Below are 25393 nucleotides of genomic sequence, written 5' to 3' on the forward strand. Positions count from 1 at the left end.
CGAAAAAAACGTTTTGGGATTCAGTCAAGATGGCTAAGTACTATGTTCAATCAGGCAATTTTCGTCGTGTCGTTTCGGCCGATAATTCTCGCAAGGCTGCGATCTGGGCCGTGCACGAAGTCATGCAACAAATCCTACCTTCCGACGAAACGGAATCATCGAGCGCGAGTATGCGGTTGGTCGGCGAACACGAACCACGATCGGTCACCGTTTTGTCGGCAAAAGTCCGAGTGAACGAACGGGGATTTGATCGGGACGACGCTCGCGAAATGTCAACGATGGAGATCGTCGCCGAGTGGAACCAAATGGTGATGACGCTGGATCGACTGCAGCGAATGTTCGGTAGCGTCACCGACGCCGAGGCGTCTGTCGTGAAGCCTAGCGAAACTCGATTCTTTGGCGACGGAATGGCCGCATGAAACCGGCGTTTCACGCTCGGACAATCGTGACGAAACAAATAACGCGTCTTACCCAACCGGCCCGCCCTTCAGCGACACATTCGTTTCTGTCGATATAAACGGGGAGTCAACATCGACTGGCGGGGTGGATGTTCTGGCTGAGCTTATCGGGTGCAAACCCACTCAAAAGGGCTGTTATGTCTTGGTGGAATTGCAACCTCTTCTCGATCGCGTGCATCTTATGCATTGCCGTCGGAGGCTCGTCGGCGTTGGTGATGGCACAAGAGCCATCCCTCAACGAACCGATTCCGATCGTCGAGTTTGGTTTATCGGAACCGACGATTGACCTTCACAGTAATGCCCTGCCGATGGCAACAAATTTCCATCGCAGCGAGCCCGAATATCAATGGGAATTTCTTCCCGATGGTTTGTTGTGGGAGCCTTACCTGGCCGCCCCCCACGAGCCTCGGATGTCGATGATTTTGCACCAACGCATCGACGAAGGGTACTTTTGGGACTCGACCCTCGGCGGACGCGTCGGTTTGTTGCGTTATGGAACGAGCCAATCACGCGGAGCGGAAGGGTTTCAATGGGACCTCGAGGGCGCGGTGATTACCCGCTTGAACCTAGAAGAATCCGAAGACGTCGAGTCCATGGACTATCGTTTCGGAACGTTGCTCACGATGGCTCGCGGTTTATGGTCGGCTAAGTTCGGCTACTTTCACGTCAGTTCGCATGTCGGCGACGAATACTTGGAGCGAAACCCCACATTCGAACGTGTGAATTATGTGACCGAGTCTTTAATCGCTGCGGCCAGCTTCCAGCAATCAGACAGCCTGCGGCTTTATGGTGAAGCGGCCTTGGCATTGAAGGCATCGGGAGGTGCGAAAGCATGGCAGTTTCAAACCGGTGCCGAGTTCATCGCGCCGGTCCAACCGGGAAAGAAGGGCGGCCCGTTTACGGCATTGAATATCGACATTCGCGAAGCGGTCGGGTTCGAGCCCACATTCACCTTGCAAACCGGTTGGCAATGGCGCGGCCCACGTTCAGGCCGACGTTTCCGAACCGGCTTTCAATATCACAATGGCCACACATCCCAATTCACGTTCTTCCGAGACGAGGAAGAACATATCGGGGTCGGCATTTGGTTTGATTACTAGCGAATGCCCGGATTGGCATCGTTGACTGCTTGAGCCATGACTTCGATGGCCGCATCGGTGTAGCGTTCGTATTCATTGAAGAAGTGGTTCATGGCAGCTTCGTCGGCGAAGAAGAACATGCGTTGATGGATCGGGTCACGCATCCCGAAGCGTCGTTTGCCTTGCACAATCTGACGTTCCTCGAAGAAGCGAACGACATCGATTTCGTTGAGTACGGGTGTGTAGGGCGTAGGATCGGCAAGGAACGAGTCCATTTTCTCGGCTGACGCGAATAGATAGAGTTTGCCTAGATGCACAACACCGAACTTCGGATTGCCTTCGACCCATTTGTCCTCGTCGATCACGGTCACCGCACAAAAGCCTTCCATCGCGAGTTTCGGCGGCGACGTTGTGGTTTTATTTTGGTTGATACTGGATTCGCTAGGGGGCGTTTTAGCGGAGATCGCCGCATCGGTCGCGATTTGCTGAGTCGCTTCCATGGCCGGTTCGTCCATGATTTGTTCGGGCATCCCTAAAGACATTCCGTCGGTACGGGCTCCGGCGAGACGAGTTGAGGCACCACCAGGAAGCGTTTCGCCGGTCGAAACACCTGCGGGAAGGGCAAAACCGGATTGGCCATAAGGATTCGGTACGGGTTGTCCAGGATTTGGATTGATTGCAGCGCCCGACGTTTGTTTGGGCATCGTCGTATGAGAGGCGGCGGCAAGGCGTTCGGTAGCCGGCGCCATCGGGCTTCCCGGCATCGGGCTTCCCGGCATCGGAGTTCCCGGCATCTGGGTTCCCGGCATCTGGGTTCCCGAAGCAGGGCCGCCTGGTATCGTGTTGGCGGGCATGGATGGCATTTCGCTGCCCGCTTGAGCGAGCATGGCCACGTATCGGCTCGGTTCTTGTGGGCTGACCCCATGGGCGAGGGTTTGTCCGGCGGGCGTCACGACGACGTCGGTCGGGAACTTGGTGACCTTGAACATCTTCGCCAATTCGGGCGATTTGCCAGCATGGATCTTGATCGGGACAAAGCCGTTGGCTATCGCCTCACCGACTTCGCCTGAACGGAAGGCACCAGCTTCGAGTCGATCGCACCAAATGCAGTTATCGCTGTAAAAATGCAACAAGAGCGGCTTGTTCTGGGCCTTCGCTTCCGCGTGAGCCGACGTGAGGTCACTTCGCCAAGGGATCTGCGCCTCCCCGGGGCTTGCCAAAAATGCAAAAGAACCAGCCAAAATCAGGCCGGAGAGAACGGTCGGTTGAATTCGTCGGGGCCATGCGAGTCGCATTGGACAAAGTCCTTTTTGTCTGTTTGCAGAATTGCGGTTGCCCAACGGAATCGGGGCACGTCTGTGTACTAATCGGTTGGGTTGACTTTAACGCTTGAGGGGAATCTAGCAATTTCCTAAGTTGTACCGCTAGATCGTCCCACAGAAGGCCGTTGACAAAATTCCGGTTGACAAAATTCCGCGTCACGGGCGCGAACACCTTTCCTCGACTGATGCGTATGAATTTACCGCCACCGCTTACCGAGTTTCCCACATCGGGCCGAATCGCTTCGGTCGATTACGGGACGGTTCGGATCGGGATTGCGATCTGTGATCCGGATTGGATTTTGGCCAGTCCCTTGCAGGTTCATGCGGTGACCCAACCCGATGCAGGCGGTTATGAGATGGACGAAGAGTATTTCCGCCATCTCGCCAGAGAAGAACGCGTCGCCGCGTGGGTGGTTGGTTTGCCGATCCACTGTGACGGCGGCGAAAGCGACAAAAGTGTTGACGCCCGAAAGTTTGCCAATTGGCTCAGTCACACAACCCACTTGCCCGCCCGCTTGTTTGACGAGCGATTCACGACCGTCGCGGCAAACCAGCGCATCCGCCAAAGCAAAACAACTCGAAAGAAAACCAAGCAACGCGTCGATGCGATCGCCGCCCAGGTGTTACTCGAATCGTTCATCGAGGCGTGCCGGTATCGAGGCGAATTAGCCGGACACGCTCTCGACGAAACAATCTCAGGCGAATCGTTGGCGGACGAAAGCTAAGCATCGTGGTTTCAATAAGTGGCATAGGCTTCCAGCCTGTGTTTTGTTTCCACAGGCTGGAAGCCTGGTATGTACCTCACATCTTTTTTGACCCCCACGAGCTCGTCTCGTGGGTGAAAAAGGTTCGCAAGCTAGACAACGACGCCCTCCCAACCTTCCGATTTTCACTTGTGCTCGCCGCTTCAAGCGGCGAGCACAAGTGAAAATCGGAAGGTTGGGGGGAATTGCGGCTCGTGTCTAGCTTGCCAACCTCGGCTTCCTGCCAGACGAGCTGGCAGGGGAGCAATACATGAGGACTTGTGGGGTATAAAGAGGCTGGAAGCCTATGCCACTTATTGAAACCAAGACGCTAAAAAATCACAAATCGATATGGACGACCATGATGCACCACACTTCACTGTTCTTGACTGCGTTGGCGATCATCGCCTTCAACCTAACAGGGTGGAGGCCAGTTCGTGGGGAAGCACACGATGTGGATGCCCACGACGTGATTGTGGTCTGCCATGAAGCCTTGCGAGAGTCACTTCAACCGTGGACAGATCATCGGATCGAGGAGGGTTTGACGATCGGCTTTTGCGAGCCTCAAAGTGATGCGAAGTCAACTGCGGAGGACATTCGAACTCTCGCCGGGCCTTCAACGCGATACGTGTTGATCGTCGGTGACGCCCCTCCGGTCCATCAATCCAATGTGTCCATCACCTCAAACCCGTTATGGATACCGACCTTCTACCAGCCTTCTCCGGTCACTCGCAAGTATGGCTCCACGGAGTCCTATCCGACCGACTTGCCCTACGTTGACTTTGACGCCGATGGAACCAGTGATGCTTCCATTGGGAGGTTACCGGTCACTACACCGGAGCAACTCGCGGGAATCGTTCAGCGAATTCTGGCTTTTGAAACGTCCGATGATTTTGGCCCGTGGCGTCAGTGTTTGCAGTTGACGGCGGGCGTGGGTGGTTTTGGTGGTTTGATCGACGGGGCGATCGAAGCCGTCACGAGGACCGTTTTGACCAGTGCCTTGCCCGCCGATGTCAAACCGCAGATCGCCTACGCGAGTCCCGGTCACGCATTTTGTCCGACCGACTCGCCATTTCAAGAGTGTGTGATGCAACGTTATCGAGAAGGTGCGAGGTTTTGGATCTACGCCGGTCATGGCAGCGTGGATCGCTTGGACCTGCTCAAACGCGCCCCCGATGATGCCGACGGTATACGTCAGGAGAGCACTGCGACGCCATGGGAAGTGGAGTCGTTGCTGAAGGCCGATTCAGTTTCGTTGTTGAAATCTGAACCAACGCGACCGACGATCGGTTTGTTGCTCGCCTGTTACGCTGGTGCGTTCGACGCGGCGGTGCCCTGTTTGGCCGAACGCATGTTGCTAACGCCTGGTGGACCGATCGCGATGATTTCGGCGAGTCGCTTGACCATGCCTTACGGCAACGCCAAGTTCGGGCTCAGTCTCCTCGAATCCGTCTATGATTTGCCCGCCACCGGATCGGCAGGTCCGGTTCAACCACCCACTGTAAGACGTATCGGTGATGCGATGCTGGCTGCTCAGCGAACCTTGCAATCGGAACAAGCCGGATCCACGACTCAGGTGATGCTTGACGGAGTCGCAACGTTGATCTCGCCCGCCGGGAACGACCTGAAACAAGAACGCCGTGAGCATGCCGGGCTTTATCAATTGCTCGGGGACCCCACATTGCATTTGCATCGGTCACTCCCGGTCTCGATCAAAGCGAAAGTATCGAGCACGGCGAAAGAAGACGCGACGAAGACCGTCAACGTTGAGTTCAGTTCGCCTTTGTCGGGCACGATCACGCTCTCGATCGACCGCCCATTGGGAGGATCGTCACAACAGGCCGGAGTGGCGGGGCTGCACGATCCACACGGTAGCACCGTTGTTCAAAAGAAGCTGTCCGTTCGCGAGGACGAAAACGTAACCACCGAGATCTCCCTTCCGATCGATTTCAACGGACCGGTCATCGTCCGCGGCTTCGTCGAATCCGAGTCCGGATGGGCGACCGGATCCGCCAAGGCGTACATCCGTCCGTAGTGTTTCAGTTGGATTTGTGGCACGACGGAGTTGATTGGGTTAGGATGTTGTCCGACATAACTTTGAACGTTTCTCCACACGATCGTCGCTTCATGAATCCTTTCATTTCTTCCCGTTCTCAATGGTCCTTCTTTGCCTTGCTCTTGAATTTGGCATGGCTGTTTCTGTCTGCCGGTTCGGTCGCTTCGGGAGCCGAATCGGCTCCCAACGTGATCGTGATCATGGCGGACGATTTGGGTTATGGGGACGTGGGATGTTACGGATCGGCGCAGCTCGACACACCCAATATCGATCGATTGGCAAGCGAGGGTTTGCGTTTCACCAACGGATACTGTTCGGCGTCGACTTGTACACCGACTCGCTATTCGTTTCTGACGGGGACGTACGCATTTCGGAAAGCCAATACGGGAATCGCACCCCCGAACAGTCCCGCGTTGATCGCGGCCGGGACACCAACGATTGCATCACTGATGAAGCAAGCCGGATATGCCACTGCTGTCATCGGCAAATGGCATTTGGGTTTGGGAGAACCTGGGCAAGGACCACAGTGGAATGACGAATTGAAACCCGGACCGCTCGAGATCGGATTCGATCACTGTTTCTTGCTACCGACAACGAACGACCGGGTGCCTCAGGTGTACGTTCAAGATCATCGCGTTTTAAACTTGGATCCGAACGACCCGTTGTGGGTGGGTGACAAGAAACCGAGCCCGGACCATCCCACTGGTATTTCGCACCGTGACGAATTGAAAATGGACTGGTCGCATGGGCATAACGCGACCATTCACAACGGCATCAGCCGAATCGGATTTTATACGGGCGGTCACGCGGCGAGATTCCGCGACGAAGACTTGGCGGATCGTTGGGTATCGGAATCGAAACGCTGGATCAGTGACCATCAAGAACAACCCTTCTTTTTGTTTTTCGCAGCTCACGACATTCACGTGCCCCGCATCGTTCATGAACGATTCCAAGGCAAGTCCGGGCTGGGACCCCGTGGCGATGCGATCGTCGAATTGGATTGGTGCGTCGGCGAGTTGATGCAAACGGTCAAGAATCACAACATGGAAAAGAACACCATGATCGTCTTTTGCAGCGATAACGGCCCGGTGCTCGATGACGGATATCAAGACGACGCGATCGAAAAGCTCGGTGACCATGATCCCAACGGTCCATACACCGGTGGCAAGTACAGCGTCTTCGAGGGTGGGACTCGAACACCTTTCATTACGTGGTGGCCTGGAACGATTCAACCGGGAGTGTCCGATAAGTTGGTTTGCACGATCGATTTAGCGGCAAGCTGTGCCGCGATGGTTTCGGTCGAACTGCCCGACGATGCGGTTCTCGATAGTGTCAATGTTTCCGATGCGCTGCTCGGATCGCCTGCCGCTACGGGCCGCCAATCGCTCGTGCAACAAGACAACGGTCGATCGGGCAATTACGGTTACCGTCGCGGGAAGTGGAAGCTGCTGCGAAGTGAACGTGGCAAACAGAAGAACGTCCGATTGCGTTTAGTGGACGACCAAGTACCGAAGTACCAATTGTTTGATTTGAGTGTCGATCCCGGTGAAACGAACAACGTGATCGCCGAGTATCCTCAAATCGCCGATGAATTGAAACGAGAGTTAGCTGAAGAGATCGGCACGGCAGAAACTCGCTGAAGTCGTGTCTATGTTCCGTGGCTTATCAGGAACTTCGGATTGTAAGCATCTCGGGTTACGATTAGATCAACAGCCCGTTAACGGCCAAACTCCAGACATGTTTAGTCGCCGCCACGTTGAATGAAACCGATGTCGAACGACCGCTCAGGCGAAAAGCCGCTCTTGTCGAATATAGGCTTCCACCGGGTGCGGCACTTGAAAACGAATCGACTTGCCTGCACGGACGTTGTCTCGAATCTGTCGGCTGCTGATTTCGATTAACGGCATTCGAATCTCGTTTGTTTGACACTCTGAGATTTTGTCGGTCGTGGTGAACGGTTTCAGCACGTCGTAGTCGAGCGTCGCGTGTCCACCGCGGGCGACGACGCACAATGTGCAGAGTTCTAGAATCCGAGCGGGTTGTTTCCAGCGGTCAAAGCTCGCCAATGAGTCGCCGCCGACGATCAAATACAACGCTCGGCCCGGAAATGTCACTTTTAAATATTCCAGAGTATCGACGGTATAGCTGACCGCATCGCGTTCCAGCTCCCACGGATCGATTTCATGACCGGTTTGTCCCGATAACGCGAGGCGAAGCATCTGCCAACGCTGCGTATTCGTGGCCACGGGCCCATCGGGTTTTAGCGGGCTCGTTGCCGCCGGGAACCATCGCACGTGTTCGATCGGCAGTTGTTCCCGTGCCGCTTCGCCCATCCACAAGTGGCCCAAATGAACAGGATCAAACGAGCCGCCCATGATCCCGATCCCGTTTGGTTGCCCAGTAACCTTGTTTGGTTGATTGCCGAGTTCGGCGTCAGTCGCGTTGTTAGCCATGATCGCCTGCCTTCATTTGTTCCAAGATGTCGCAATGAATCTGTTCTAGCGCGCGTAGCTCTTCTTGGCGTCGGCCAGCGGCAGCGGAATCGCCTAGCATCGTTTCGACTTGTGCTAATAATGCCATGACCTCCGGCCATACCGGTGCGGCTTGGTGAGCCGCCAAGAGTTGTTCCCTGGCGGTTTTGAGTCGAGCGGCGTCTGGTGTTTCGACGGACCTTCGAACATGAAGATAGCCGAGATAGTAATGGGCAGCCGTCCGCGTTTTATCGTCTGCGAATGCGTCCCGGAAGTATTGTTCGGCTTCGTCCCAGCGTGCGAACCGCAGGCACAACTTCGCAATCTCTAACGCGAGTTCAGGGTGACCTCCCAGAACTTCCCTCGCGGCGAAGTAGGATGTGATCGCAACGTCGAGATCATCGATTTGACACGCCAGCAAACCGATCGCCGCATGTAACAACCCGGTCTTAGGATTTTGCAGATTGTCTAGCAGTTCCTGATGATTCGCGACAAGCCCTGCGAGTGATTCCCGGTTCACGGACATACCTCGCGCCGAATGGCGACAAGCCAAACGCAATGGATCGTCGCGATCATCGTGGCGATCAGAGCGGATGGGTTGGTCGGGATTCGCTTGAGCGTTCGCAAACCGATGTGCGAGTCGTTCCGCAATCACGGCATGACGATGAGGCGTGTATCCACTGTGGACCGATCGCGACACAGTCACTTCATCGAAGCTAAGATTTAAATTCATCAACAAGTCAGCCGTCGCCTCGACGGGGGAACCGATCTCTTCACTCGGCAACTCAACGAAATAATCGATATCGATGTCCACCAACGCATCGGATTCAATCTCCAGAAACGGCAATGATTCGCTGCGACAAATCAGGATCTCGAGTCCGTAAAGTTTGGCTTCGATCCAGCTTGCCATGTTGGACGACGCCGAAACGAGCCTCAGCGACTTTAGATCGTTCGCCGTGATCGCGTCGCTTTGTTGCAGCTGCGCGATGGCGGTTTGAGGATCCAAGATCGGCACGTGAGGCGGAGCTACCCAAATCAAACGGCGAATGATCCCGAGGTAGGAAGCCGCATAAAGAAAGTCTTCGATCCCATAGCTGTACTGCCGACCCAGCCTGACGCATTCATCGGGCCACAAATGGTGGGGTTTCATGAACGAGGCGACTTCGTCGGCGTTTTGACAATCGCGAAGCCTGTCTAGTCTGACGTGCGAGATCACTTGGAGATCCAAATGGGCGTCCAGACAAATCAGAGTTCTGTCGCTCGCGCGACGACGAACCCAATGAGCCAAGACGGAAGCGTGTTCCTCGAAGATGGGGCAGGCGATCTGCCGCCTCACGGGACCACATCGCCCGCTTGTTCTGAGTTCGGGTCCGGCTGCGTATCGGATGTTTCCGGCGACTGTTGATCGCTGAAGGTGAACGTCAAAAACTCGTTCTGAATTGCCACGATCATTTGGTTGCGATGGGAGATCAACCGCACATCGGTTTCAATTTGTGGATTGGTCGTTCCGACTTGCTTTCCGATGCGTTCGATCAACGTCTCACCGGTCCTGACGTCCAATCCCCAAATGTCCAGTTCTCGGCGACTCGATGCGGTGCTTCTGTTGTACAGTTTGCCCCGGACCAAGATCAGCATCGGTGTGAGGAAGGGCTGGTGCACGGTAACGCCTCGCGGTTCGTCAAAGGCTTGGCTCCACGCGACCTTCGCCTTTGGCGAATCGGCCGCATCGGGATCTGTTTCGATCATCTCGATGCAGTGAACGCTTGTGGTGCCTTGGACCGACATGCCGCCGGCGACGGTGACGCCGCTGACGGACCGCAATGTCGACTCGTTGATCTTGCACTGCGGAAAGACGAGGAATCGGTTTTCCAAACGGATAATAGACAAATCGAACAGGTTCTCGCGAATCGGTATCTTCGTGTCGATCAGTTGCTCGCCCCGCAACACGTCCCACAGCGTTAAACGCCCGGCGTTGTCCAAGAGCGAAAAATAGCGACCTTCAATCAGTTTTCCGTAACCTGACGATCTCGCTTGGTCGGTCTGATTGATCGGTGAAGCGATTCGGCTTTGAACGCGTTTCATCGCGATCGGGTCAAAGATCTCGACGATCTGCGGATCATACAGATCAACACCGTTGTCAAAATCCTTGTCCGATTCGTCGTACGAGGAAACGATCAAGGCGTGATGGCCGGTCGTTGTCATCAATTGACCGAGTCGCAAAGGTTGCGTTTCGATCAACCGACCGTCGTACCAATCCAAGGTAATCACCTGATCGCTCTGTTCGCTGATCACGGCGACGCGTCCGTCGCGGGCGACGACGCCGCTACCGGGAAATCCGATGTCCGTTCGCCACAATGTCTGGCCGTTGACGGCGTCAAAGCAAATCAGATCGTTGCCTTGCAACAGAAACAATCGATCGCCCAAGATCGGTCCCAGTCGCAGTTGGGCCTCGTCTGCATTGGCGGTCCGCGTGTTGGTGAGATAACGATAGATATCATCGCCGAACTTGGATTTTTCACTACGGAGTTTTGCTACCGCTTGCCCGTCCGGGCTGAGGCTGCGTCGCCAGCGAACGGTTTCATCCGGTTGATTTGCAAGGAATCGAAACAGATCGATCGCGATCAATTCCGACGGCGTTAAGACGAGCATCAGGCCACCGCTGAAGGTAATTTCCTTATCGCTCGAATTTCTCGCGGTCAATCCTTCGATGGCGATCGGTCGGGGAATGCCTTCGTCGTTCAACAATGCCAAGGGATTGTTGTCACTGACCGCTTGCCACCCCTGAGTTGTCCGGCCCATCAAGTGCGTTGTTTTGGCGTAACGTCGATTGGTCGTCAGCGCATGTGCCGGATTGATTCGACTGGATTGCCACTCCAAACTGACGTTCGCTGGCCATTGTTTGTCGGACCGTCGAGGACCTCGAAGCTTGTACTGGTCGAGTATTTGTTCGGCGGCTTGTTTCTGCTCGGTCGATAGTTTGCGCGATCGAATCACTCGTTCGATCAAAGCACGATCTTCGTACCAGCTCGTTTCGCTGTACGTTTTGGCGAGATGCAACAGCGTCTCAAGGGAAAGACCGGCGACATCGTGATCGGTCGGCATTTTCGTCGACCAAGCCATTCGCTCGCTCGCCAACCAATCGCCGCGGCGGAACGTTTGTTCGAACGCCTGTTCGTAAACCGAAGCCATCCGATCAGACAAGGGTAGGAAATGATCGAGCATTCGTTCGCCAGCCACTTCTCCGCCACGCCGGGTGTTCTCCAGATAATTACTGAGCGATTGGATGACCGAATCGAGCGTCTCCGGATCGGCATTGGCGGCAATTTGGGCGACTCGCGCGCTCACCCATGCGGTCAAGCTGAACGAGCGTCCGTGGGCGGGCAGGATTTGTGATTGCTGGTTGGCAATCGCAGGACGCTCGACCAGCAATTCCGACAACTCAAGAATCCGGTCGAAGGCATCCTTCCATTTCGCCGCGTCGGTTAATCGGCTGATCTGCAAGACCAACAGCTCGGCACGTTGTTCGGGCCGTTCGATCAATTGCTTTAGCGTTTCGATGTCTTCGTTGGAAAGTGTTTCTTGCTCCCGCAATGCGCCCAACATCGCTTCGACGGACAATAGAATGACTTCGTCGTTCTGCGGATCCATCTGGCGAGCCTTGCCTAGCATATCCAGGGCTGAGTCTCGTTGATCCTGTTCGAGCAAAAGTTCGGCCTTGCGAACAGTAGCGAAGAAGTCATCAGGGTCTTCCAACAGGGTTCCGTTGACGGTCGGTTCAAGGGATTGTTGCCCGTAAGCTACCGCAAGGGTTGTGGTCGCCTGCGAGATGATTTCGCCGCCAACGGCGATCAAATTTCCCAACGGAAACCGAAGCTGACGTCGCGCAAGGACCCGACCGTCTTCGGTTGAGATTTCGATCAACTCGTTGTTACTGGTTGGTAAAAAGTAACTTGATTTGCCAAACACGCCGCGTCCGCTCACCCGTTGGCCGGAGTTCATCAAGTCGTCCGGCGTCGACCAGATCTCGGCGCCCGATTCCAAGTCGTAACCGATCACACGATCGGCCCGAACGATGACGTATTGACCGTCCCGGATTCCGGCCAAGTACATGTTCTTGATTCTCGGTTGAGGCCGAAAGCGTTCCTGGCCCGTTAGCGGATCGACGACGATCAAACGATCCGATTCGGCCGGCGTCAAGGCAACATGATTGCCCTTGGCGACGGCAACCGAGGTGGCCCAACGCTGACTCAGTCGCGTCATCGAGACTTCCGGCGGCGGGCGGAAAACGTGTTGAGCCGGTTCGTCGGTTCGTTGGTACATCTGTACCCATCGAAATGTACGGTCGATCAAGTCCAATGCGACGGTCACTCCGGCCCCGGTCGGACAGATCAATAATCCGTTGTGATACGTCGGCATCGCCCCGGCGACGCGTCGCACTGGGTCGGTGGTGATGCCTGTCGATTCGACGGAGACCAGCACCTGTCGCCACAGTTCCGCCCCATCAACGGGGTTTAAACACACCAACAAAATTTCTCCGGCGAGTTCGGCCATCACGTACAAACGACCACGAACCGGTAGCGGTGGTCCCAAGAAAAAGGCATCGGCCAGGGACGTCGGTTCGTTCTCATCGACCCCCAAACGCCATACCAACTTGCCCTCGGTGGCTAGGTCGAGTGCGACGAGCGTGTTTTTGCTCGATTGCAAGGATCGCGTCGCCCGCATTCCGAACGGATTGATCCGTTCACTCTCGACCAGATTTAGATTGTCGATCATGTAGACCCGTTGTCCGTCGCTGGAAAGTTGGCCGTATGGCACGTCGTTCCAAACCCGTTGGGCCAAGATATCGTTCGGGTCTTCTTCGACTCTCAGGTCATTGGGGTCGTCGGGGTCCTCCTCGGGAATCGATTCCGGCGCCGAGAACCATGGGTACTGCCAAACCCGTTTGCCGGTTCGATGATCCACGCCGACGAGACGCTGGGTCGTTCGCATCAGCAACTGATCGCCCACCCGCAGCGGCATCCACGAGGGCGGGGGCAATAATCCGGTAGCGGCGAGTTGTTCGGTTTCCGTTTCGATCGTTTTTTCTTGCCGCGGGCTACCTGATGTTTCCAGCATCCAACGTGGATTGCTCAGCGGCATCTGGCCCTCGGACAGATCATTGCGTCCTAGACGCGCGCCCAACAAAGCGTAGTCGTTGACAACCGGTTCGGCCTTGTTCGGATCGAGCGTGAAACGTTCTCGCACGGCGGTTTCCCACCGGGTAACCGCCTCGGTCGGTTGAGTTCGAAATAGCTGAGCGAGTTCCTCGGGCGCATCGGATGGTAAAATTTTCGGGAACCCAAGCGAACGTTCGCCCAATAGCGTGGCCCCGGCGTGCAACCAGATGATCTCGTCGCCGAGTTGATCGACCGCATGGGAGTGGCCGACTAAATCCTCAAGTAACATGACCACGGCCAGCGGATTGCCCAGATACCATTCTCGAACGGCCAGAAGATAGGATGCCTGATAGCCCGCCTCGGTGTGAAAGAATTCACGGCGAACCTGTTCGACGGCGTGCCAATCTTGAGTCGTTGTTACCCCTGGCTGAACCGGGGCATTGGATTCGCCGCGGGCTTCTTGTAATCGTTTTGCCCCCAAGGGGCCGTATCGCAGTTCATAGATTTCTAGCCCGGCTTGAGGGAGGTTGCCGATTCGTTGACGAACTAACCTCATGATCGTATTGGCGTCTTGGGATCGTCCAATCGTCTCGGGCCGGGCCTCTTCGAACTCGCGTTCGATCATTGACTCCTGGAACCCATCGATTCCCTCGCCCATAGGAGCATCAATGAAATAATCCTGAGCGGTCTCGGGTAGGGTCTCGACCGCGGTACGACGCAGCAGATCGCCCAGTCGGACGACGGCATCGCTGTAACGTTCCTGAGCGATGGCTTCGTCGGCTTCGCGAATTTGTTGACGCACGTTTCGCGGCGGAGGCAACAACTCAGCGGCATTGCTGGCGGCGGAAAGGTTGAACCCCCGCTGAGCCCGGGCGGTTTGGGGCAGCAACCACACGGCCGCAATCAAGGTGACAAGACGAGTCGTTTGGGAAAAACGTTTCACTTCAAACTCTTTGGAAACTATGGAAATCAGACATCGCCATTGTAACGAAAGTCGTCAAGACGGACCGGTGATATCGGATAGGCTCTAAAACAAACTCGCCGGATCGGCTCGCAACAGTTTGCGAAGCGCCAACAGCCCGCTGGTCAAGCACATCGCCGTGGTCAATCCCAATACATTGCCCATCCGTTCGAACGTAAGCAACATGGGCAAACCCGAGTATCGCTCGAGCAGCCAGAACAACCCTTGAGTCACCAAGACGGCAGGAACAAAACCGAAAAACGACAAAAAGACCGACTGGCGAATGACCAGTCCCACGAAAAACCGATTCGGATAACCCATCGCTCGCAGGGTAGCGAATTCCGGCATCGCGTCTTGCAGGCTCGTGAACAGGATTTGATAGCAGATAATCACGCCGACGACGAATCCCATCACGGTTCCGATGGCAAAGATTTTGCCAACAGGCGTTTGTTCTCGCCAGAATTGAGTCTCTTGGTGTTTGAGTTCTAGGGGGCTGAGTACCTTCCAGCGGCCGGGTGCGAGCGACGTCAAACGTTCGGCGACGGCGGCGGTCTGAACCGGCGATCGGGCGACGTCTTCGTTCAATCGAATCATTCCGACGTCGACGACCTCGAGCGGCTGGCCGTTGCCCCGGATGGGGAAGTAATCGGCGAAAGCCGTTTCGCGAATCAGAAGCGTACCCTCGTTTGCGAAGTCGGTTCCCACGACGACCGAGCCGACCAGGGAAATTTGTTTACCCGCCAGTTCGACCGTCTGCGGTAAGGGCTGTTCCCACTGGTCGAACTGGAACCCGTACTCCGTTCGCGTTTTGCGATCAATGAGCGCCGTACCGGACGCGTTCAAGAGAGAGCGAGATTTCGTTAGACCTTCGATTTCCAGCCAGCCTGGCGACCGTGGAACGGACAACACCCGAATCGGCCGGGCGGGAAGCCCCGCCACGCGAACGCGTGCGAGCAATCGCTCGATCAACAACGGTTCGACGGACTCAACCGCCGGGTCCGACATCGCTCGTCGCAGAAGATCTCTGGGAAACCGTTGGTTGACCGGCAACATATAGCGGGCCGGACTGACCGCTACCAAATCGCAACGCATTTTTTCGATCAACGCGACCGGGCTGTCCAACAAAGCGTTACGAAACCCGTTTTGAGTGAACATCAATACGGCGGCGAAGCCGACTCCCGCCGTCGCCATCAACAAACGTCGTGGATCATTGACCAGATTTTTCCACGCCAACGCAGTTCGCCGTCTCACGGCGAAGTGGATCGCGAAGAACGTTTTGCGGGTTTCGGTTTTTTCTCCGATTGGCTTTTTTTCTCTGATTGGCCTGAGGCGGATGATTTTGCGTCCGCCTTGGTGCGGCCTTTTTTCTTGGCACTGCCGATTCTTAGGTTGGCAGAGGCTCCCTTTTTGTCGGTTGGATTGGATTGGTCTTCGAGGCCCGAAATGATCCGCAGAAAATCTTCGGCGTCCTCGAACTCGCGGTAGACACTTGCGAAACGGATGTAAGCCACCTCGTCGACGCCCGCTAAGAATCGCATCACGACTTCGCCGATCTTGGAGGCCGGTATTTCAAAATCGAACTCGGAATAGATCGCCGCTTCGATTTGTTGCACCTTCGACTCGATCACCTCGCTCGGTACGGACCGTTTAGAGCAAGCCCTCTCGATCCCACGACGAATTTTTTCGCGATCGAACGGCTCGCGGGTTTCGTCACTTTTGACGACGCGAACGTTGAGTTCTTCGATCTGTTCCATCGTAACAAAACGGCGGCCACATTCTTGGCAAAAACGCTTCCGACGGACTTGATAACCCGCCTGCGCCGACCGTGAATCCAACACTTTGTCGTTATCGGAATGACAAAACGGACAACGCATAAAACAACAAAAGCACGAGGGGAAAGAATTCAGGATACTCACAGCCCGGCATCCGCTGTGATATATTTGACCTCAGGTAATCATTCGGGGCAGCGCCCCAATCTATCAGGGAATGGACCTGAACTCGATGACCGTTTCCATTTCCCGTTCCAAATCCAACGCGATCAACCCGACGCGATCAATCCCAGCGCCATGACGAATCCATCTGAAGCGACCCCCGACGAACCGAACCCCTCGAATTCGTCGCCGAACTCACCGTCGAGCCGGCCGTCTGATTCTGCGTCGACTCCGTCTGCATCGTCACCGTCTACATCGTCTCCGGAACAGGGTTCGGCAGGTTTGTCGGCGACAACCGGTTCGCCTCGCGATCGGTTCGAGCAACAGGTCGCCGCGAAACGAGGTTCGCTTGACGATCATGATCCGGAGGAAACCCTGTGGAGCGGCGGGTACAGTCCCAAGGCCATGGTGGGTTGGTGGGTCACGTTGGCGATCATTTCGATCGGACTGATCGTGATTGCGTTGCTGCGATCCGAGTTACCATTCGGTGTCGCCTTGATCATCATCGCGGTGTTGTGGGTGTTGGTCCTGGCGAACTACGCACGCATGAGACTTGGGTTTCACTACGAGTTAACGAGCCAGCGGTTCATTCACAAGACGGGCATTTTGACACGTCGATCCGACCGCATCGAAGTGATCGACATCGACGACGTGAGTTACGAACAAGGACCGATTCAGCGTATTTTTGGCGTCGGCAAAATCAACATCACCAGCTCCGATCGCAGCGATCCGGAACTGCACTTGCTGGGCATCGACAAGGTCAGCGAAGTCGCTGGTTTGATCGACGATGTCCGACGCTCAGAACGACGCCGTCGAAGTTTGCACATCGAATCCATCTGATCCAATGGCCGAGTGGTTTGTTCAACAGCCGGATGTCGATCTCGGCCCGCTTCGTCCGGCCGAGTTGCTGCAATTGGTGCGTAACGGAACTGTCGAGCCTCAGACCAAGGTTCGCAAAGACGATTCGGCATGGTTCGATGCCAGTGAGGTGGGCGGGTTGTTTGAAGCAGCTCGCCGTCCCACGATTGAACATTATTGCCCGCGATGCAGCACTCGTGTGCCCGCTCCGCCTTGCACCTGTCCGAAGTGTGAGATCTTGTTGGATAAAACCCGCAAGCGGATCATCGAACACTCGATCGGCACCAAGCCTGCGGCCAATCCGACCGCTTCAAACGGCCCGGCCGAATCGGCTAGGCGATGGTTGCAGCGGAAGATCAAACGCGACGAGAATTAGAACTGCAACGTCGCCCCGAAGCTGAAGCCGACGAATACGACATCGTCCCCGTTGTCCACGCCTCGACTGCCAACTCGGGCGCCGACCAAGCCGGGCAATTGCCGTTCGGCCGTCGCCACTTCGGTTAGGTACCAGAATTCCGAACCGCCATGAATCGAAAGAGCTTCTCCGAGCCGGTAGTGCAGCCCGCTGCTGATCTCGAACATTGCGGCCAACGTTCCATCTTCATCCGAAAATCCTGACAATCGCTCGCCTTGATCGGTAACCACGGCCGAGCCTTCGCTCATGTTCCAGTATCCACCGGCCTTCGCTCGCAGAGTGCTGGAAAGGTTTTGAACGAACACAGGGGTGAAGATGTCCAGGCCGACTTGCAAGCCGATCAGATTGTTCGTCGTGTTGCTGGCGATGGCTCCGTTGAGGTTGGGCGTCGCACCATTGCCGTTTTGGGCAATGTAGGAATATTCTTCTTCGAAGCTGATGAATCGTCCGCCGAATGAGAACTTGGCAATGTCCCAAGCCATCATCGTTTGACTCGTCTCAGCGGACCAATACGTCGACTCATAGCGTTGTCGTTGGATGTCGACGGCATCAAGTGGGCTGTCGTTGAACGCCACGATATCCCCATTGACATCGAGCGTCACATCTTCGGGATCATAAAGAAGCGTGAAGCCAATCGTTTGTTCGGGAATCGGCGAACCGATGGTCACGCCTGGGATCAGCTCGCTGAGCAAGGTTTGCCCGGTCGCATTGGCGATGCTGTTACTCATGTCCCAGTTCAGCGGACCGACGAAGCTGACCTCCGTTCCGTTGACGCAGTCGGGAACACTGCCGATGGTCACGCGAGGTGCCCATTCGAAATCGTACTCGTCCAACGCGAAGTTCTGCGAGCGAGTGAAGTTGGAAAGTCCTTCACGTCGCATGTAGACCGCTTCCACACGAGCGTATCGGTAAGGAACGCAGGTCGGGCAGGCATTGCACGCTCCGCCATAGCAATTCCCGCCCGTTGAACAGGCTCCTGAACAATTGCCCGAGCACGCGCCGTTGGAGCATGTTCCGCTCGAGCAGGCTCCGCTCGAGCTTCTTCGGTTCCCCATCAGGTTGCCGAAGAGCCTACCACCTGCTCCGCTGCCCGTGGAGTCGCACGCACCCTCGTCACAATCGCCCATCAGCCCGTGGCCGACCAATTGAATCGGGAACTCACCGGGTGGAGTGACCAGATGATTTGATGCTTGAATCGTCGGACCCTGAGTCGGTGAACCCGGTTTCGAAGTTGCCGGTGGCGACATCATTGATAACGCTTCGGATGCCTGGACGACGGTGAAGGATTGACCATCGTGTTGAAGGCTTTGGCGTTGTTGTCCAAAAGCTTCGCCGCCATAGGGCAGGAAAGCCGATGAAGCGATCGCGGTGCCGAGCGCCATCGCTCGCATAGCCGTGGCGGAGTGCCAGGGATTTGTCGTACGGGGAAACCAATTCATGTTCATGATCGAACCTCGAAACTATGGATGCGGTCACTTAACCGGCAAGTGGCGAACAAGGGGAATGGGACGTCAGCGACTTCAGCGGATTTGCATCTTGTCGTCGACGGGAATGAGGTGCTTACTGCGGATTAAACGAATAATCTCGGTGGCTTCCTCGCGGTCAGCACACATGCCATGCACCAATAACCTGCCTTTGATTTTGGTCATCGTGATCTGTGATGACGGATAGATCTCGTGGATCTCGGCAACCAGCGGGTCGACCGGGGCGGCAGACTTGACGGTCCGCTCTGATTGCTGTTTGAGCGGTTTCGGCGTCGAATCGATTGCTTCTGATCCTGAACTTGCCGGTTCAAATGTGGCCAATTGAGCCGGAACAATCGGAGCGGCGACGACGGTCACTGGATTCGCTGCGTCCTTCGACGAAGCCAACGCATCGTCTTCCGGTTCGAACGAGATCATCGGTGGCGGATCGACTTGCACATGAGCACGTCGACGGTCGGGATATCGGGCAAACGGATTCAAAACCGCTTGGTTCACGACGGCCGGTTTGGACTCGGTTTTCGGTTCCGAGTTCGAGGCTACCCACTCAGGGTTGGGTGCCGGCAACAGCGGCAACGATTGCAGTGGGTCATTTGAAGGCTCTGGAATGACAAGTTCAATCATTTCATTGCCAACCAATTCATCTTCCACCGATTCATTACCCGCCGGGGCGACTTCCACTGATGCCTCTTCCTCCAACAACTCTTCAGCCTTCTCTGGAGCTGCGATCGGTTCAGGGATAGCAACTTCCATGGTGGCAAGAGACGGTTCATCCCAATCCGACATCGAAAATTCGATCGGTTCCGCTTTCTCAGGCGGGGCGATGATTGGCGACGGGCTCACCAAGTCCGTTTCAATCGTCGATTCAACCAATCCGATGACGGGTTGATCGATTAGATCGACCGAGTCATTGGCTAATGGGTTGACTTGAATTCGCGATTCGGACGGCTGAGAAACTTCCAAGATCGTTTGGGCGGGCCGAGGTCGTCCGATCGGCACCAATCCGACGGCCGTCCCGATCGACTTGAGTCGCATTTCAGAATGCTGTAGATCCGATGTCCGCAGAATTGATCCGCCGGCGGAACGAACTCCCGCGTCGACATTGGTCGACGTTGCCGAAGGCAGCACAAACGGATTGTTTCGAACTTCCGTGCGGGATGAGATCGTCGGCGAAGGTTCAGTCGCGAAGCTGCGGTCCTCGGTCGCGCCGACCGATAGACCAGTGGCACCCACACACAATATTTTGGCAAGCCAAATTCGTTTGCGAGTCGCCCGATGCTTTCGCCCCGACGCTGCTGGTTTGACTCTGTACATAGCGGATCCTTACGCTCATGATCGATGGATCATGTACCCCCCCGGCACACTTTCCGCTCCGACGCTTACCGGTTTGCACCCTCGGCCAGAATTTCACTGACCGACCGTCGGACAACATCTCTATCGTCGACTGGTTGTGTCGGCATTAACGATTCTTCCGTTTAGTTCGGTGGTTCTGGACGAATCGGTCTTGTCGGAACTGCCGGTTGTTCGTTAGGGGCCTGCTCAGCGACGTCTTTAAAGGCGATCGCGAGTCAAGTGATCGCTGCCGAACGACTGGCGGGAGTTCAATGATCGCTGCCGAACGGCTTCGTAGGCGACGATCGCCGCCGAAACCGAAACGTTCAAACTGTCGACCTGTCCGGCCATTGGCAGTTTCACGGCATCCACCAATCGCGGCTCGTTTGGCGGTCCCCATGTCATCCAACGTTCCCCCAATCCGTCGGCTTCGCTTCCTAAAATCACCGCGACCTGATCGCATCGGAAATCAAACTCGAACAGCGAACCGGCACCCTCGACCCGCATCGCGGCCACGCGACTAACATGCTGCGTTAGATATTCGTTGACCTCGACCTGAGTCCCTGAAGCCGACGGGACGGAGAAAACCGCACCGAGTGATCCGCGAATGGCATTGGAGTTGAATCGGTCGCTCGGGCAATCACACAACAAAACCGCCGCGACCCCCGCCGCATCGGCCGAACGAAAAACCGCTCCTAGATTGCCGGGTTTTTCCACCCGGTCGAGCACCAGGATCAGCCCAGGTTGAAGCGGCGGCAAATCCGCGAGCCGATCCCCGGGGGCATCGAATTCCGCCACGCAGCGCTGCATCGCCTCTCCGTAGCACATCTTGGCGAACACTTCGCGGATGACCCCGCGATGCTTCCCTAATTCGATCGCACGTCGGCGGGCGTCCGTTAATCCGTCAACCTCGACGGAAAACTCTCCTGAATCGTCCACCGGCTCATAAAACCCGCGCAGGTTCAAACCCGATTCCATCGCCCGCAGCGTTTCCCTCGCCCCGTCGACCAAAACGACGCCTGCCGCACGGCGGCGGCGATGATTTCGCAAGCCGATCAGGCGGCGGACCGCGGCATTCTGGGGGCTGCGAAGTATTTCCAAGACAGTCCGCCGGCAATCAAGAAGGGGGCCAAGACACGCGACATCGGTTCGCGACGGCAAGACTATAAATGACGCCCCCGTTGGATCAATGGGCCGAATCGATTTGATTTGTTATCCTCACGAGACGGCATTTCCACCTCGCCGCTCGTTCTGTCCGCTTTTCCCACTCGATTCGGAACCATTTCCTGCTATGTCGGAGGTCATCTGCCGCAAGGTCGAAAGTCGTCGCGATCAAAAAGCGTTTTTGGAACTTGAACGCCGTCTGTACCGCAACGACGACAATTGGGTTCCCCCGTTGTGGGACGAGCGAAAGAAACTCGTCGGCTTCAAACCGCACCCCTTCTACCTCGACGCCGACGGCCAAACGTTTCTCGTCTCTCGCGGCGATAGGGTCGTCGGGCGTGTGCTCGCGATCGTCAATCACGCTCACAATCGCACGCACGACGAAACCACCGGGTTCTTCGGATTCTTTGAATGTGAGGACGACGTCGAAGCGGCCAAGTGTTTACTGCAAACAGCAGGCGATTGGTTGCGCGAACGCGGCATGACCGTCGCCCGTGGTCCCGTCCATCCGAGTTTGAACTATGAGGTCGGTCTACTCGTCGATGGCTTTGACACGCCGCCGACGTTCTTGATCCCCTACAACAAGGACTACTACGAAGCACTCATCCGAGCCGCCGGGTTTGACAAATCACAAGACCTCTACAGTTACGAAGTCTCCATCGAACTGCTCAACCACGTCGACCCAAAATTGATGTTCATCGTCGAGGAATCGACGCGTCGTTTCGGTGCGACGACCCGTCCGATTCGTCGTTCACATTTTAACGAAGACGTCCGCATCTTTTTGAACATCTACAATCGATCGCTTCAGCAAACCTGGGGCTATGTTCCGATGAGCGAAGCCGAGGTCGACGAACAAAGCAAAGGTTTGAAACAACTCCTGATCCCCGAATTGACTAGCATCGCGGAAATCGATGGCAAACCCGTCGGTGCCGGCTTCGGGCTGCTTGATTACAACCCGATCATCCGTCGCATCGGCGGCAAGCTGTTGCCATTGGGATGGTTTCACCTGCTTTTCGGTCGCAAAGGGATCAAACGTCTTCGTTTGGTCAGCGCCAACGTACTGCCCGAATACCAAAAATGGGGCCTCGGACTGGTCACGCTGTACCCGATCCTTCCCGTCGCCATCGATCGCGGGATCGAGGTCGGCGAGTTTTCCTGGGTGCTCGAAAGCAATCAGTTGTCCCGAGGAACGATCCAGCGTGGCGGCGCCGTTTGCACCAAGACTCACCGGATCTTTGACCGGCCGCTCACTCAACCGACCGACGGAGAGACCTCCGCGTGACATCCGGCGTGAACCCTAGCGATTCCGACAACACCGTGCCGCCCTTGGACGTCGATGCGATCTTGGGGCCGGGTGGTTCGATCAGCCGGCGGCTCGCCAACTACGAGCCACGCTCCCAACAAATCGCGATGGCCCGCGAAGTCGCCGCCGCGATCGCCGCCAAAGAACATTTGATCGTCGAAGCGGGAACCGGAACCGGCAAGAGTTTCGCCTATCTCGTCCCCGCGATTCTGCACGCGACCGCCGATCAAGCCGAAGTCGGTCAATCCAACGACGGAGCGACCGCCAACCTAGATGACGATGAACTTGACGATCGCGTTCCACTGACCAAGGTGAAACAGGCCCCAGGAAAACCATCCGTCAAAGAAGACTTCGCCGACACCGGGAAGCCCGCCGAGAAGCCACCCAAAAAACGCCGCGTCTTGATCTCGACGCATACGATCAGCCTGCAAGAGCAACTCATCGGCAAGGACATGCCGCTGCTCAACGCCGTCGTGCCGCGTGAATTCTCCGCCGTTCTCGTCAAGGGACGAGGCAACTACCTGTCCATTCGCCGGATGCAGCGGGCGATCGCGAAGTCCGCCTCGCTGATGGCGAACGATTTCCAAATGCAACAACTCCGCGACATCAAGTCGTGGTCCAAAGACACCGCCGATGGCTCGCTCGCGACGCTGCCGATCAAGCCCGACGCCGCCGTATGGGATGAAGCCCGCAGCGACACCGGGAACTGCTTGCGGTCGAAGTGCCCCCATTTCAAAGAGTGTTTCTATTTCCGCGCACGCCGCCGTGCTCAAAACGCGCAAGTCTTGATCGTCAATCACGCGATGCTATTCACCGACATGGCGATGCGACGGCAAGGGTTTTCACTCTTACCCGACTACGACGTGGTCATCCTCGACGAATGCCACACGATCGAAGCCGTCGCGGGCGATCATTTGGGCATCCGTCTGACGTCCGGCCAGTTCGATTATCTTTTTGATCGACTATACAACGACCGACAACAAAAAGGTTTGTTGGTCGCTCACAAACTCGAAGGGTTGCAGCGTGAAGTCGACCGCTGCCGTCACGCGGCGAGCATTGTGTTCGCCGACGTGTTGGATTGGTTCGAACAATCCAAATCACGCAACGGTCGTGTGCACCACAAGCACCTGGTCGAGAACGGGCTCAGCGGCCCGATGGAACAACTCGCTCGGCGTTTGAAGATGCAAGCCGATGCACAGGAGAATGATTCCGATCGTCAGGACTTTCAATCCGCCCACGACCGCTTGTTGGCGCTCGCCGGTGGCCTTCGCGAGTGGCTCGACCAATCGATTAAACAAGAATGCGTGTATTGGGTCGAAAAGACAGGCAACAAACGCGGTATGGACCGCGTGTCCTTGTCCGCTTCGCCGATCGATATCGGCCAAACCCTCCGCGAGGAACTGTTCCAAAACGATGACATCGATTCGGTCATCATGACCAGTGCAACGCTCGCCAGCGGTGATGGAGACAAGTTCCCGTTCTTCCGCAGTCGGATCGGACTGACCAGCGGCCGTAACTTGCAAGTCGGTAGTCCATTCGATTATCAGAAACAGGCCAAACTGATCGTGGTCAACGGACTGCCCGACCCGTCGGCCCAACGGGAAGAGTTCGAGCGCGCGATCCCCTATCAAATCAAACGCTTCGCCGGGCATACCGACGGACACACGTTCGTGCTCTTTACCAGCTACTCGCTATTGCGCCGATGTGCCGAAGCCATCACGCCTTGGCTGATCGAGCAAAACCTGGAACTGTACAGCCAAGCGGGTGAACGCAATCGAACGCAACTGCTCGATGCGTTTCGCGAGAACCCGCGAGGCGTTCTGTTGGGCACCGACAGTTTTTGGCAGGGCGTCGACGTGCCCGGCGACGCGTTGACCAACGTGATCATCACCAAGCTGCCTTTCGCCGTGCCCGATCATCCGCTCCTGGAAGCTCGACTCGAAGCGATCAAGGCGAACGGAGGCAACCCCTTCAGTGATTATCAACTCCCCGAGGCGGTCATTAAATTCCGGCAAGGCTTCGGGCGTTTGATCCGCACCCGAAGCGACGAAGGCATGGTCGTGGTGCTCGATCCGCGTTTGAAAACGAAACCGTACGGCCGCCGTTTCCTCAGCTCGCTTCCGGACATGAAAGTGCATCAAGTCAACCCGACCCCACGCGTCCCACGTTCCTAGTGCTTCGTCAATATTAAAAACAAGGGTTGGCTAAAAACGTGGCACGGTGGTCCCCACCGTGATTCTCGACGGAGGACCGTCGAGCCACGTTGCTGAAACCCTAAAGTCAAGTGTGGTTGTATCGCTAGACGCGTTGATTGAGTCGTATAGGCTCGCCGCTGCGCTGATTGTCACATCGAATGCGAAAAACGCAGTCGTTGCAATTCAATGCCAACCGAATTCTCCGCAATCTTGCGAGTTCGCAGGGTAATCCCTTGCAACGACGTGCACCGAACGCGATGAAAAATGGATGGCACCAATCGCAGTTGATCATTCATGGCTGAAGTCGGAACGCAGAGTTCGCCGAGACGCAGAGGGCCGCAGAACATCCTGTTTGACCTATGACATCGAGGTCTGCGATCCTCTGCGTCTCAGCGTGTTCTGCGTTTGACGGAAATGCTGATCGGGGCCACACAGCCCGCGCGGTCCTGGACTAGTTCGATCTAGGCT

At 56.1% G+C, this 25393-nt stretch carries 19 protein-coding genes and 1 pseudogene; 10 read left to right on the forward strand and 10 right to left on the reverse strand.

Annotated features, from left to right (window positions below; genetic code table 11):
- Positions 1-29: 29 nt before the first annotated feature.
- Both Pla100_RS15465 and Pla100_RS15470 read left to right on the forward strand, forming a co-directional pair.
- Complete coding sequence (locus Pla100_RS15465) at positions 30-419, forward strand: hypothetical protein (protein WP_146578608.1); 390 nt, start codon at positions 30-32, stop codon at positions 417-419.
- 176 nt (positions 420-595) lie between these two features.
- Positions 596-1558, forward strand: a complete 963-nt coding sequence (locus Pla100_RS15470) for a DUF1207 domain-containing protein (protein ID WP_231603097.1) — start codon at positions 596-598, stop codon at positions 1556-1558.
- Here the strand turns inward: Pla100_RS15470 and Pla100_RS15475 are convergent.
- Positions 1555-2832 (reverse strand): DUF255 domain-containing protein, encoded by a 1278-nt coding sequence (locus Pla100_RS15475; RefSeq protein WP_146578610.1) that lies wholly within the window; start codon positions 2830-2832, stop codon positions 1555-1557. The genes Pla100_RS15470 and Pla100_RS15475 overlap by 4 nt on opposite strands.
- A 218-nt stretch (positions 2833-3050) precedes the next feature.
- Between Pla100_RS15475 and ruvX the strand changes: the two genes are divergently transcribed.
- The 3 genes from ruvX (at position 3051) to Pla100_RS15490 (ending at position 7298) form a co-directional block, all read left to right on the forward strand.
- A complete protein-coding gene (gene ruvX / locus Pla100_RS15480) occupies positions 3051-3584 on the forward strand; it encodes a Holliday junction resolvase RuvX (RefSeq protein ID WP_231603098.1) in 534 nt (177 codons plus the stop codon).
- Positions 3585-3963: 379 nt separating this feature from the next.
- On the forward strand, positions 3964-5637 hold the full coding sequence (locus Pla100_RS15485) for a C25 family cysteine peptidase (RefSeq protein WP_231603099.1): 1674 nt from the start codon (positions 3964-3966) through the stop codon (positions 5635-5637).
- A gap of 221 nt (positions 5638-5858) precedes the next feature.
- Positions 5859-7298, forward strand: coding sequence for a sulfatase-like hydrolase/transferase (locus tag Pla100_RS15490; RefSeq protein ID WP_231603140.1), 1440 nt, complete (start codon positions 5859-5861; stop codon positions 7296-7298).
- Positions 7299-7442: 144 nt separating this feature from the next.
- Here Pla100_RS15490 and nadD read toward each other — a convergent pair whose 3' ends face one another.
- The 5 genes and pseudogenes from nadD to nrdR all read right to left on the reverse strand — a co-directional run.
- A complete protein-coding gene (gene nadD / locus Pla100_RS15495; RefSeq protein WP_146578613.1) occupies positions 7443-8111 on the reverse strand; it encodes a nicotinate (nicotinamide) nucleotide adenylyltransferase in 669 nt (222 codons plus the stop codon).
- Positions 8104-9279: a tetratricopeptide repeat protein gene (locus Pla100_RS15500; protein WP_146578614.1), complete on the reverse strand. Its 1176-nt coding sequence runs from the start codon at positions 9277-9279 to the stop codon at positions 8104-8106. The genes nadD and Pla100_RS15500 overlap by 8 nt, the downstream gene beginning before the upstream one ends.
- A gap of 182 nt (positions 9280-9461) precedes the next feature.
- Positions 9462-14228, reverse strand: coding sequence for an outer membrane protein assembly factor BamB family protein (locus Pla100_RS15505; protein ID WP_231603100.1), 4767 nt, complete (start codon positions 14226-14228; stop codon positions 9462-9464).
- A gap of 84 nt (positions 14229-14312) precedes the next feature.
- Positions 14313-15497: an FtsX-like permease family protein gene (locus Pla100_RS15510; protein ID WP_231603101.1), complete on the reverse strand. Its 1185-nt coding sequence runs from the start codon at positions 15495-15497 to the stop codon at positions 14313-14315.
- 179 nt (positions 15498-15676) lie between these two features.
- Positions 15677-16120: pseudogene (gene nrdR, locus Pla100_RS15515) on the reverse strand (transcriptional regulator NrdR); the annotation flags it as partial.
- A gap of 192 nt (positions 16121-16312) precedes the next feature.
- On the opposite strand from nrdR, the gene Pla100_RS15520 reads away from it, so the two are divergent.
- Both Pla100_RS15520 and Pla100_RS15525 read left to right on the forward strand, forming a co-directional pair.
- On the forward strand, positions 16313-17017 hold the full coding sequence (locus Pla100_RS15520) for a PH domain-containing protein (protein WP_146578616.1): 705 nt from the start codon (positions 16313-16315) through the stop codon (positions 17015-17017).
- 4 nt (positions 17018-17021) lie between these two features.
- Complete coding sequence (locus tag Pla100_RS15525) at positions 17022-17411, forward strand: DUF4339 domain-containing protein (RefSeq protein WP_146578617.1); 390 nt, start codon at positions 17022-17024, stop codon at positions 17409-17411.
- Here Pla100_RS15525 and Pla100_RS15530 read toward each other — a convergent pair.
- The 3 genes from Pla100_RS15530 to Pla100_RS15540 form a co-directional block, all read right to left on the reverse strand.
- Positions 17408-18889 (reverse strand): hypothetical protein, encoded by a 1482-nt coding sequence (locus tag Pla100_RS15530; protein ID WP_146578618.1) that lies wholly within the window; start codon positions 18887-18889, stop codon positions 17408-17410. The genes Pla100_RS15525 and Pla100_RS15530 overlap by 4 nt on opposite strands.
- A gap of 81 nt (positions 18890-18970) precedes the next feature.
- On the reverse strand, positions 18971-20245 hold the full coding sequence (locus tag Pla100_RS15535) for a hypothetical protein (RefSeq protein WP_146578619.1): 1275 nt from the start codon (positions 20243-20245) through the stop codon (positions 18971-18973).
- 237 nt (positions 20246-20482) lie between these two features.
- Positions 20483-21313 carry a TrmH family RNA methyltransferase gene (locus tag Pla100_RS15540; protein WP_231603102.1) on the reverse strand — a complete coding sequence of 277 codons (831 nt, stop codon included), beginning with the start codon at positions 21311-21313 and terminating at the stop codon, positions 20483-20485.
- Between Pla100_RS15540 and Pla100_RS32200 the strand changes: the two genes are divergently transcribed.
- The 3 genes from Pla100_RS32200 to Pla100_RS15550 all read left to right on the forward strand — a co-directional run bounded on the left by Pla100_RS32200 (position 21302) and on the right by Pla100_RS15550 (position 24904).
- The gene (locus Pla100_RS32200) at positions 21302-21436 is read left to right on the forward strand and encodes a hypothetical protein (protein ID WP_261344805.1); all 135 of its coding nucleotides are present in this window, start codon (positions 21302-21304) and stop codon (positions 21434-21436) included. The two genes, Pla100_RS15540 and Pla100_RS32200, sit on opposite strands and share 12 nt — an antisense overlap.
- A gap of 118 nt (positions 21437-21554) precedes the next feature.
- Entirely contained in the window at positions 21555-22709 is a 1155-nt protein-coding gene (locus Pla100_RS15545) for an N-acetyltransferase (RefSeq protein ID WP_146578620.1), read from the forward strand.
- 128 nt (positions 22710-22837) lie between these two features.
- On the forward strand, positions 22838-24904 hold the full coding sequence (locus tag Pla100_RS15550; protein ID WP_390620613.1) for an ATP-dependent DNA helicase: 2067 nt from the start codon (positions 22838-22840) through the stop codon (positions 24902-24904).
- Between the two features lie 170 nt (positions 24905-25074).
- On the opposite strand, the gene Pla100_RS30830 is transcribed toward Pla100_RS15550, so the two are convergent.
- Positions 25075-25221, reverse strand: coding sequence for a hypothetical protein (locus Pla100_RS30830; protein WP_197167974.1), 147 nt, complete (start codon positions 25219-25221; stop codon positions 25075-25077).
- Between the last annotated feature and the right edge of the window lie 172 nt (positions 25222-25393).

The organism is Neorhodopirellula pilleata (assembly GCF_007859915.1).
GTDB classification, from domain to species: Bacteria; Planctomycetota; Planctomycetia; order Pirellulales; family Pirellulaceae; genus Rhodopirellula; species Rhodopirellula pilleata.